This window comes from Mycobacterium sp., from assembly GCF_049281135.1.
Lineage (GTDB): Bacteria > Actinomycetota > Actinomycetes > Mycobacteriales > Mycobacteriaceae > Mycobacterium.
Genome location: NZ_JBAPRN010000291.1, coordinates 1 through 8,684, shown reverse-complemented (window position 1 = coordinate 8,684; position 8,684 = coordinate 1). Strand labels below are relative to the sequence as shown.

At 65.2% G+C, this 8,684-nt stretch carries 10 protein-coding genes; 8 read left to right on the top strand and 2 right to left on the bottom strand.

The window, feature by feature from the left end:
- The 3 genes from WAN02_RS11745 to WAN02_RS11735 form a co-directional block, all read left to right on the top strand.
- Positions 1 to 837: PucR family transcriptional regulator (locus WAN02_RS11745; protein ID WP_422264340.1), on the top strand; the 837-nt coding region annotated here is incomplete at its 5' end.
- 74 nt (positions 838 to 911) lie between these two features.
- Positions 912 to 1,898, top strand: a complete 987-nt coding sequence (locus tag WAN02_RS11740; protein WP_422264342.1) for a phosphotransferase family protein — start codon at positions 912 to 914, stop codon at positions 1,896 to 1,898.
- Positions 1,895 to 3,073 carry an acyl-CoA dehydrogenase family protein gene (locus tag WAN02_RS11735; protein ID WP_422264339.1) on the top strand — a complete coding sequence of 393 codons (1,179 nt, stop codon included), beginning with the start codon at positions 1,895 to 1,897 and terminating at the stop codon, positions 3,071 to 3,073. Before WAN02_RS11740 ends, WAN02_RS11735 begins: the two co-directional genes overlap by 4 nt.
- Before the next feature lie 115 nt (positions 3,074 to 3,188).
- On the opposite strand, the gene WAN02_RS11730 is transcribed toward WAN02_RS11735, so the two are convergent.
- Entirely contained in the window at positions 3,189 to 3,554 is a 366-nt protein-coding gene (locus WAN02_RS11730; RefSeq protein ID WP_422264338.1) for an anti-sigma factor antagonist, read from the bottom strand.
- A 158-nt stretch (positions 3,555 to 3,712) separates the two neighbouring features.
- Between WAN02_RS11730 and WAN02_RS11725 the strand changes: the two genes are divergently transcribed.
- The 5 genes from WAN02_RS11725 to WAN02_RS11705 are packed head-to-tail and all read left to right on the top strand — an operon-like array spanning position 3,713 to position 8,248.
- Complete coding sequence (locus tag WAN02_RS11725; protein WP_422264337.1) at positions 3,713 to 4,618, top strand: STAS domain-containing protein; 906 nt, start codon at positions 3,713 to 3,715, stop codon at positions 4,616 to 4,618.
- A 23-nt stretch (positions 4,619 to 4,641) separates the two neighbouring features.
- The gene (locus WAN02_RS11720; RefSeq protein WP_422264335.1) at positions 4,642 to 5,028 is read left to right on the top strand and encodes an STAS domain-containing protein; all 387 of its coding nucleotides are present in this window, start codon (positions 4,642 to 4,644) and stop codon (positions 5,026 to 5,028) included.
- A complete protein-coding gene (locus tag WAN02_RS11715; protein ID WP_422264341.1) occupies positions 5,018 to 5,428 on the top strand; it encodes an ATP-binding protein in 411 nt (136 codons plus the stop codon). The genes WAN02_RS11720 and WAN02_RS11715 overlap by 11 nt, the downstream gene beginning before the upstream one ends.
- On the top strand, positions 5,421 to 6,047 hold the full coding sequence (locus WAN02_RS11710) for a SpoIIE family protein phosphatase (protein WP_422264334.1): 627 nt from the start codon (positions 5,421 to 5,423) through the stop codon (positions 6,045 to 6,047). Before WAN02_RS11715 ends, WAN02_RS11710 begins: the two co-directional genes overlap by 8 nt.
- Positions 6,044 to 8,248, top strand: a complete 2,205-nt coding sequence (locus WAN02_RS11705) for a SpoIIE family protein phosphatase (protein WP_422264333.1) — start codon at positions 6,044 to 6,046, stop codon at positions 8,246 to 8,248. The genes WAN02_RS11710 and WAN02_RS11705 overlap by 4 nt, the downstream gene beginning before the upstream one ends.
- Here the strand turns inward: WAN02_RS11705 and WAN02_RS11700 are convergent.
- The coding region (locus WAN02_RS11700) for a DUF4185 domain-containing protein (RefSeq protein ID WP_422264332.1) at positions 8,249 to 8,684 on the bottom strand (436 nt) is incomplete at its 5' end.

Genomic DNA, 8,684 nt, shown 5'->3' with positions numbered 1-8,684 from the left:
GGCCTGCTACGTGCATCCGAGGCGATGTGGAAGGTGCTGGAGGAGTTCACTACCGCGATGGTCACCGGCTATCAAGAGCAAATCGCTCACCAGATGGTGACCCGTCAGCAGGAGCGCTCCGCAATGGTGCAGGCGCTGATCGACGGCCGGCTCACCGACACCGTTGACTTGTGGAATACCGCTGACACCCTACGGATTTCACTCCACGGGCCATACGTTGTGGTGTGTGCGGAGCTGACACGTATCAGCCGCACCGGCTTCCCGGATATCGAGGATCGGTTGTCGGCGCGTGGCATATTCTCCGCGTGGCGGCTGCAACCCGATATCGAGATCGGGATCTTGCACCTCGGACCGTCGACCGGGTTGGACCCCGTACTCGAGGTGTTGACTGAATATCCGGTCACCCGCGTCGGCGTCAGCCCGCTCTTCGATGACCTTGCCGGAACGGCAGGCGCGCTGCGGTACGCCCGGATCGCCATGACCGCGGCTCGACCCGACCGCGCGCCGATCACCGTCTTCGACCGCGACGTGATCGCGGTGGCCGCGGCCGGCGCCCCCGAAGTCATGGATCGCATCGCGGCCAATGTATTGGGCCCGCTCGACGATCTCCCCGACCATGAGCGCGAAGCGCTGCTGGACACGTTGGAGGCGTGGTTCGACCACGGAGGCTCGGCCGAGCGCGCCGCGCAGCAGTTGTACGTGCACCCCAATACGGTGCGGCAACGGTTGCGCAAACTCGAGCAGCGGACCGGACGACTCGTCACCGATCCGCGCGCGGCTGCCGAACTGTGCATCGCCCTGGAATCTGCGCGTCGCGCCTCATCTGCCGACGGCTAGCCGACGCCCGGCGGCCTCGTAGTAGCTTCACCTTCGTGGAGGAGCTCAAAGCCCCGGACGGCCTCGCCGAGTGGATGTCGAAGCAGGGGCTGGGCGACGGCCCCCTGGAGAACGTTTCCGCGATCAGCGGCGGAACGCAGAACATCATGTTGCGGTTCACCCGGTCGGGCCGGCCGTATGTGCTGCGCCGCGGGCCGAAGCATCTACGCCCGCGCAGCAACGTCGTGATCATGCGCGAGACGCAGGTGCTGGCGGCGCTGGCCGGGACCGACGTACCGCATCCTCGCCTGATCGCCCGCTGCGACGACCCCGGCGTGCTCGGCGATGCGGTCTTCTATCTGATGGAGCCGATCGACGGGTTCAACGCCGGCCAGGAATTGCCGGAGCTGCACGCCGCCGACCCCGCAGTGCGGTTCGAGATGGGGCTGTCGATGGCCGACGCGCTGGCCAAGCTCGGAGCGGTGGACTACGCCGCGGTGGGCTTGAGCGATTACGGCAAGCCGGACGGGTTCCTGGAACGCCAAGTGCCACGCTGGCTTTCAGAGTTGGAGTCCTACCAAGAGTTCGAAAACTACCCTGGCCCAGACATTCCCGGCGTCGACGAGGTGGCCAAGTGGCTCGAAGAAGGCCGTCCGATGGCGTGGACACCGGGCATCATGCACGGCGATTACCACGCGGCCAACGTGATGTTCTCCCGCACCGGCCCTGAGGTCGTCGCGATCGTCGACTGGGAGATGTCCACGATCGGCGATCCGCTACTGGACCTCGGGTGGCTGCTGGCCACCTGGGGGCAGTCCGCGGCGTTCGGCGGAACGCTTTTCGAGAAGGGCGGACTTGCCGCACCCAGCGATCTGGTCGACCGTTACGCCCGCAACACCACCCGCGACCTGTCGCACGTAACCTGGTACACCGTGCTGGCCTGCTTCAAACTCGGCATCGTGCTGGAGGGCACCAACGCTAGGGCCAGCGCCGGCAAGGCCCCCAAGGAGGTCGGCGACCTGCTGCACGAGGCCACGGTGCGGCTGTTCGAGCAGGCGCTGACGCTGATGGAATCCGCATGATCGATTTCGACGTACCCGCCGACACCGCGGCGCTGCGCGACGAAATCCGCGCGTTCGTCGTCGACAAGATCGTGCCCTACGAGACCGACCCTCGCCTGACCCGGCACGGTCCCGACGATGGCCTGCGCGCCGAATTGGTGGAGCTGGCCCGCGACGCCGGGCTGCTGACATTCCAGGCGCCCAAGCGATTTGGTGGCCGGGAGCCGTCGCACCGCGAGCAGGCCGTGCTGTTCGAGGCGGCCGGCTGGTCGACGCTGGGCCCGATCGCGCTCAACTGCGCCGCGCCCGACGAGGGCAACATGTTCCTGCTGGGCAAGGTCGCCAACCCCGAGCAGATCGACGAATTCCTTATCCCGGTGATCGACGGACGCCAGCGGTCGGTGTTCGCGATGACCGAACCCGGCGGCGCCGGTTCAGATCCCAACCAGCTGGCCACGACGGCGGAATTCGACGGCAGCGACTACGTCATCAACGGCCACAAGTGGTTGATCACCGGAGCCAACGGCGCCCGGACCTGGATCATCATGGCCCGCGTCGCGCCCAACCAGCACGGCGCTGACGGGCCGACGCTGTTCCTCTGCGACGGTGCGACCCCGGGCATCGAGATCGAGCGGGTGATGAACACGATGGACCGCAACTACGTCGAAGGCCACGGCGTCGTGCGGTTCACCGGTCTGCGACTGCCCGCCTCGGCAGTGCTCGGTGAGGTCGGCCAGGCCTTGCGCTACGCACAGATGCGGCTGGCGCCGGCGCGGCTGACCCACTGCATGCGCTGGCTCGGGGCGGCTTCGCGCGCGCAGTCAATCGCGGTGCGGCACGCCCGCGAGCGCACCGCGTTCGGTAAGACGCTCGGTGAACATCAGGGCGTCAGCTTCATGATCGCCGACAACGAAATCGCTTTGCAGCAATGCCGGCTCGGGATTTGGTGGGCATGCTGGACGCTGGACAAGGGCGATCGGGGCACCGGCAGACACGAGAGCTCGATGGTCAAGGCCTATGTGTCCGAGGAGCTGTTCAAGGTCGCCGACCGCTGTGTCCAAATCCTGGGCGGCATCGGCATTTCCGATGAGACACCCGTCGGGATGATCTTCTCCGACATGCGGGCCTTTCGCCTCTACGACGGCCCGACCGAGGTGCACAAGTACGCGATCGCGCGTCAGGTGCTGCGTCCGTAGCCGCTAGTATCCTGAGTCATTAATTGGCTGCGACGAACGAGATCGACGCTAGCGTGCTGGTCACTCGCGCTTCTTCGCGCCAACGTCAATCTCGATGGTGCTGCGTCCGTAGCCGCTAGTCGCCCGCGGACACGCCTATCGCGGTCAAGGCCTCATCCAACGTCGGGTACAACGCAATGAGTTTGTCCAAACCGGTCAGCTGCATCGGTCTGCTCGCCGCCGCATTGGCGGCCACCACTGCGATCTGAATCAATTTGCCGACCTTTTCCTGGGTGGCGGCCAATATCCGCAGTCCCACCGAGGCCATGAAGATCACCCCGGACAGCTCGACCACGAGCGCGGGTGGATCTTCTTCGAGCGCTTCCGCGATGACCGCTTCGAAAGCAGGCGCGGTGCTCAAATCGATTTCCCCGCCGATACTGACCACGGCGACCCCGTCCCGGTGAACGACGGAGGTAGTGATCGGATCCGCAGCTGACACGGCCATCCTTCATCTGAAGTCTTGTCGCTCCCGGCGGATCCGGTGCCGACCCTCGCCGCCTGGCAAATTCGCAGAAATATTACTTCAACGGCCGTCGCCGCGAGGCTCAGTTAGTCTAGGCGCGGGACTTGGTCCACCGCGGAGATCCGGGAGGTTCAATGTCGGATCAGTCAACAGATCTCTCGTCAACGGGCGTCGTCGGTCAGACGGCGGCGGTGTCGGGTGCGGGTTTGCTGCTGCCACAGCTGGTGCAGCACTTGCGCCAGAATCGAACGGTGCTGCGCGAGGAATGGGCCCGCAGGATCACCGAGGCCGAATTGTTGACCGCGATGTCGCCCGAGGAGATCTTCTCCGAGGCAACGACGGTGTACGACAGCTACGTCGAGGTGCTCGAGACCGGTAGCGTCGAGGCGCTACAGGACTACGCGCGCGACTTGTCCGAACGCATCATTCCCCGTGGCGTGGAAACCAATGAGGTCGTCGGCATCGTCCTGCTGCTGCGCGACGTGCTGGCCCGGTCGCTCTTCGAGAAGTACCAGACGGACTTCGACCTGCTGAACCGGGTGCTGGACGCCTATGAGCCCGCGGCCAACCGGATCGCCAACACCGTCGCCGTCGGCTTCGTGCAGGAACGCGAGCGCATCATCCGTCAGCAGCAGGAAGCCATCCGCGAGCTGTCTACGCCGGTGCTACAGGTGCGCGAGCAGTTGCTGATTCTGCCGATCATCGGCGTTCTGGACAGCCAGCGCGCCCGGCAGGTCACCGAACAACTACTGCGGGCCATTCGCGCCAACCGGGCCAAGGTCGTCGTCATCGACATCACCGGTGTACCGACCATCGACTCCACGGTCGCCAACCACCTCGTGCAGACCGTCGACGCCTCCGGCTTGATGGGTGCCAGCGTCATCATCACCGGTCTGTCATCGGAGATCGCACTCACGCTGGTGACGATCGGGCTGGATCTTTCCAAGATGAACGCCGTCGGCGACCTGCAGGGCGGTATCGAGGAGGCCGAACACCTGCTGGGGTATGAGGTCACCCGCGCCGGCGAGCAAGCCACCTAACAAAAGATCGTCGCGAAAGTCTCATGCCAGTACCCATTCTGAAACAGGGACAGATTCTCATTGCCACCGTGCAAAACGCCCTGTCCGACTCCGACACCGAGCTGTTCCGGGAACGCTTGATGCAACGAGTCACCGAGTATCGGGCGCAAGGCATCGTCGTCGACGTCACCGCCATCGACGTATTGGATTCATTCGCCGCACGGTCGTTGCAGACTGTTGCACGCATGACCAGTCTGCGCGGCGCACACACCGTGATCGTGGGCCTGCAGCCGGAGGTCGCATTCGCGATGGTCCAACTCGGAATCCTCTTCGAGGACATGGACACCGCGCTGGACTTGGAAGAGGGCCTGGCGCTGCTGAATCGGCGACTGGCTTCTCGGAAACCGATCGGACGTGACGGTGTCGGATGACGTTGTCGTCGACGTAAGTCACCCTGACGACATCGTTGCCGCTCGCCAGGCGGGCCATCAACTGGCGCGCGACATGGGTTTCTCGTTGACCGATGTCACCATGATCGCCACCGCGATCTCCGAAGTCGCCCGCAACATCACCAGCTATGCCGGCTACGGGGCGATCCGGGTTGCCGTACAAGACCGCGAAGGCCGACAGGCCCTGGTCGTACAGGCCGAAGACGACGGCCCGGGTATCGCCAACATCGAAAGAGCAATGGAGGACGGCTATTCCACCGGCCGCGGACTCGGGCTCGGCCTGCCCGGAGCGCGCCGGTTGATGGACCGGTTGATCGTGGAATCCACCCCCGGGCAGGGCACGAAGATCGAAATGTGGAAGTGGATTCCGAACAATGGCTGAGCATGGTTGGTTGGGGCCGATCGAATGGGCGGCCACCTCGCGCCCGCTGCCCGGCCAGACCGTCTGCGGCGACCGGTCGATCGCGGTCGACGTGAACGGCACCGCCGCTTTGATCGGTGTGCTGGACGGGCTTGGGCACGGCGAATTGGCCGCCGAGGCGGCGGACTGCGGCGTGCAGATCCTCGGCGACGCCCGCGGCGAGTCGCTCGAGACGCTGGTCCAGAGCTGCCACCGTGGCCTGTCGAACACTCGCGGTGCGGCGATGACTCTGGTGCACATAGACTTTCAGAAAGAATCGCTCAGCTGGGTTGGGATCGGGAACGTCGCCGCTGACTTGGTCGCCAAACACCCGGCGGGCGTCGAAGTGCGCTCGTCGGTACGCCTCGCCGGCGGCATCGTCGGCTACCGGGTTCCCGAAGTGGTTGTATCGCAGGATTTCCCGATTCGCCCGGGCGACCTACTGGTCATCACCAGTGACGGCATCGACGAAAACCATCTGGACGACATCGACTTCGCCGCACCGGCCCTGACGATCGCCGAGCAGATCCTGCACGTCCACGCCAAGGACAACGACGACGCGCTGGTGCTCACAGCACGGCACCGAGGTATGTCCGGATGACACACGACGATTTCCACACCGCGTACACGGCTGCGCTTCTTAGTTACCTGGAGACCCGCAACGAAGAAGACCTCGCGGTCGGTCATGAGCTCGGCCGCCGCGCACTGCACGACGACATCAGCACGCTGGAGATCGTCGAGAAGCACTCTGCGCTTTACCACCGGCTGGCGGTGGAGTTTCCCGGCTTCGACGGGGCGGTGGCGCTGGCCTTTCTGCTGCAGACACTGGCCCCGCTCGATGTCGCGACACGCGGATTCCTAGACGGCACAAAGCGTTACGAGGAGCAGCGGGCCCGCGCCGACGATCTCGCCGATCGCGATGAGTTCCGCAACGCGGTGGTGAATTCTCTGCACGAGGGATTCTTCGTCGCCGATCGCACCGGGGCCGTCATCGAAGTGAACGACGCTTTCACCAAACTGACCGGCTACCCCGCGCACGGTCTCCCCTACCGTTGGCCGCACCCGTGGCTGGTGGACGAAAAGGGGTCGCGCCTACAACAATCCCGGCTTGCCGAAAATAACCAGGTCCAGTACGAGACCCCGATCCGGCATCGCGACGGCAGACTGGTATGGGTAGCGGCGAACGTCAACCGGGTCAATGCCGATGCCGCAGACGGCGACGTGTATGTCGGAACACTTCGCGATATCACTGCGGAAAGGGCCTTTGCCGCAAGGGAAAGTGCGGTGCTGCGGCTGGCGACCGCAGTCAGCGTGGCCAAGAGCATGTCGGACGTACTCTCGATCACCCTCGACGAGTGCCGGCTTGCTCTCGACGTTCACCGGGTGGTAGCCGCGGTATGGCCGACGAGTGGTGCCGAGCCCGCCATCCAGGTGGCCGGCGACAAGACCCCGACGGATTGGCGGCAACTCGGCGACCCGCTACGTGAGATCTTTCAGCAAGCTCGCCGTCAGCTACCGCTGACCGTCCAGCCCGTCGAAACCCCCGATACCCCAGGCCAATCGAACGGCATCGTCGCCGTCCTCACCGGCGCCGGCGACGTCGCACTGTGGCTGGAGCTTCGGGTCCCCCGGCGGGTCAGCGCGGAGGACCGTCTAATGGTCACCGTGCTCGTCGGCCACCTCGGACTGGCGATCCAGCACGTGCGGCAATTCGAGGCAGCCCGCGAGACGTCGCTGACCTTGCAGCACGCGATGCTGGCTCCCACCGAGCTTCCGCCGGGTTTCGCGGTTCGTTACGAGCCCGCCGTCCCACCTCTGGAAATCGGCGGCGACTGGTACGACGTGCTGCGGGTGGGCGATCAACGGATCGGCATCATCGTCGGCGACTGTGTGGGGCGCGGCCTGTCCGCCGCGGCGGTGATGGGTCAGCTTCGCGCCTCCGCGCGTGCGCTGCTGCTTACCGGCGCCGAGCCCGCGCAGCTGCTCGAAGAGCTCGACTCGGTGGCCGATCTTATCCCGAATGCGTTCTGCACCACCGTATTTCTCGCGATTCTCGACACCAAGTCCGGCGAATTCTCCTACAGTTGCGCCGGCCATCTGCCCGCAGTGCTGGCGGCGCCGCAGGCAGCTCCGACGCTGATCACCGATGCCCGCTCGGTGCCATTGGCGGTGAACCGCAAGAAGTCCCGCCCACAAGCGTCGGTGGTGCTGCCACCCGGATCGACGCTGATGCTCTACACCGACGGTCTCGTCGAGCGTCGTAACGTCTCGCTCGACGAGGGTATCGCGCACCTCAGCGCGACGGTGGCAAGCGGACAGCACCTAACCGTCGACGGCGTCGCGGACGCGGCACTGCGCGAGCTGGCTCCCCCAGGCGGCTACGACGACGACATTGCGATCGTCGTCTATCGGCGGCCGTACGAGCCGCTGGTGATCGACCAGATCGTCACCGCTGATGATCTCATCGACATCCGGCACCAACTCGCGTCGTGGCTGCAGTCGGCCACAGTCCCCGACGAGCAGGTCGCCGACATCGTGCTGTCCGTCAACGAAGCCTGCGCCAACAGCATCGAACACGGCTACCGCGAGCGTAAACCCGGCAAAGTTCGGATCGATGGCGAAAACGACGGCGCGCGAGTGCATCTCAAGATTACCGACGGTGGCTCGTGGAAGCCAGCGTCCCTTGACCCCGGTGTGCGTGGACGCGGGCTTCTGCTGATTCGAGCGGTGAGCGACTGGCTGGAGATGGACTGCACGCCGTCGGGAACGACGGTCGATATGAGCTTCAATTTTCCGGCGTAGTCAGGGCAGCGTGGTGTGCATCAACATCACGTCGTAGGCCGACCACAGCGACAGGTTGAAGTACAGGTCTTTGCCGTTCGACCAGGGGTGGATCATCGGCGCGTAGATGCCGCCGGGCATCTGGAACGACGTGACGAGCGGCTGCTCGGGACTCCACGGTCCTTCGGGTGCGGGCGCGGTACGCGCGATGACGTCGTTGTTGCCACCGTTGGTGTAGAGCACCAGATACTGCTTCAGGTAGTCGTTGTACTGCGCCGACATCTCGCCGACCGGCCCCGGGAAGATCGGCGTCGCGGCGCCCGGGTCAGCCGGCACCCAGCCGCGCCCCTCACCGTTCCAGTACTGGTACGTGCCGACATCCGGCAGCGTGTTCGGTTGGACGCGAGACAGGAACGCCGCGCCGCTACGGCCGGCGGGAGTTCCGAACGAGTACAGA